A 1,499-nucleotide genomic window follows, 5' to 3' on the forward strand; every position below is an offset into this window, starting at 1 on the left:
AGAACCAAATTCTTTCTCTTTTCAAAAAGGCTTTTTATCATGATGAATATAAATTAAATCATCATAGCTCATTTGATTTTGGCGTATTAGTTCATTCAATGGAATACCTTGTAATAAACTTTGTTCTAATAATTTTCTTTGTGAAATAATTCTATTATTTTCTTGGTCAAATAAAGAGGTTTGCGGTATTAACATAGATACTCCTATCTATTTATAAATTCTTTTAACTTTACTTTTAGCTTCTTCATATACATGATATGCTTCTTCATAACTAACAAAATCTTTTTTCTTGTGCAAATTAAGCCAAAAAGTATAGTACTTGTGTGTGGCACGATGACAGGTTGGACAGATACCAACCAAATCTTTTAATGAAGTAGTTTTATCTTCTACCCTTACAGGAGAAGATAGTGGTAATAGATGGTGTACTTCAATGATATGTTCGCTCCATTCATAGCTCCTTTGCGTATCTAATCCACACATGCGACATATTTGTGCATTTTGGGTCTTGCTAAAATAGATTTTTCTTAAAATACTATTACGTTCTGTAATTAAATGGGTGACTTTAATTTTACCACCCTCACTAAACGCCTGATCATCAATAGATAATGAAACGATTTCATTCATCAATAAGAAATTATTATTTGTCTTACCCAATCTCATTATCTCTAAACTATCTAATCTTTCTTGTGGTTGTGTATCTGCAATAAATTGGTTTTCTAATAAATGTAGTTCACTAAAATCTGTAATATCTAAAAACAACTTATTTTCATACCAAGACAAAAAAGAGAATTGACTAATAAACTTTACCAACTCTCTAATTTGACGAGGATCATATTTAATTGCTTCTTTATTCATAATTAACTGTGAGAATGAAAAAGAAGCAATACCTGTAATACTATTATTACTAGCGATTTTGTAAATAATTTCATCCATGTCCAAAAAATTAACTCCTGTTTCCTTATATTTTGAAATTAAAGCTCTAATAATTGCCAAAAACAGGGAAAACCCGATTTTCAGATGGTTGATATCCTGAAAAAGCTGGTGATGGGTAGGAAAAATGTGTTGCAAAATGTAGTAAATAATCATCGCAACTAATTTCATCATTCTGAACTAAATCGGCACATAAATCTGTAGTACAGATTAACCCATTATGCTCCGTTGCGAGTAACAAACATTTAAAAACACGACCATAATTACGCCAAACTGGATATTGTGAACTGTTAGGGGCAAAAGGTAAGTTTGTCTCTTGAGTCAGGCTTAATCTTACAATATCAATATCTTTTGCACGTGGCTTTGGACATTGATTAATTCCATATAATCCTTTTGCAATTTTTTTAATTTCATCAAATCTAAAATAATCTAATCTACCTTGATCAAAACGCCATTCAATCATTTTTAACCTCTATGAAATATCATTTTTCAGTAATCTGAAAATTATCCTAAAAACCACCTTCAAATACTTCCCAGTATAACTCCCCTTAACCTTCGCCACTTCCTCA

General features: G+C 30.4%; 3 protein-coding genes. All 3 read right to left on the bottom strand.

Features of this window, described 5'->3' with window-relative positions:
- Window positions 1-21: 21 nt before the first annotated feature.
- The 3 genes from DCH402_RS20870 to DCH402_RS22825 are packed head-to-tail and all read right to left on the bottom strand — an operon-like array spanning window position 22 to window position 1,393.
- Window positions 22-195 (bottom strand): hypothetical protein, encoded by a 174-nt coding sequence (locus tag DCH402_RS20870; protein ID WP_200864845.1) that lies wholly within the window; start codon window positions 193-195, stop codon window positions 22-24.
- Window positions 196-207: 12 nt separating this feature from the next.
- Complete coding sequence (locus DCH402_RS22820; protein WP_019273751.1) at window positions 208-933, bottom strand: HNH endonuclease; 726 nt, start codon at window positions 931-933, stop codon at window positions 208-210.
- A gap of 46 nt (window positions 934-979) precedes the next feature.
- A complete protein-coding gene (locus DCH402_RS22825) occupies window positions 980-1,393 on the bottom strand; it encodes a hypothetical protein (RefSeq protein WP_200864846.1) in 414 nt (137 codons plus the stop codon).
- Window positions 1,394-1,499: the final 106 nt, after the last annotated feature.

This window comes from Dickeya chrysanthemi NCPPB 402, assembly GCF_000406105.1.
Taxonomy (GTDB): Bacteria; Pseudomonadota; Gammaproteobacteria; order Enterobacterales; family Enterobacteriaceae; genus Dickeya; species Dickeya chrysanthemi.

Excerpts from the sequence above, each read along its gene's own strand:
- DCH402_RS22820 (WP_019273751.1), bottom strand. The coding sequence starts at position 933 with ATGGATGAAATTATTTACAAAATCGCTAGTAATAATAGTATTACAGGT.
- DCH402_RS20870 (WP_200864845.1), bottom strand. The coding sequence starts at position 195 with ATGTTAATACCGCAAACCTCTTTATTTGACCAAGAAAATAATAGAATT.
- DCH402_RS22825 (WP_200864846.1), bottom strand. The coding sequence starts at position 1,393 with ATGATTGAATGGCGTTTTGATCAAGGTAGATTAGATTATTTTAGATTT.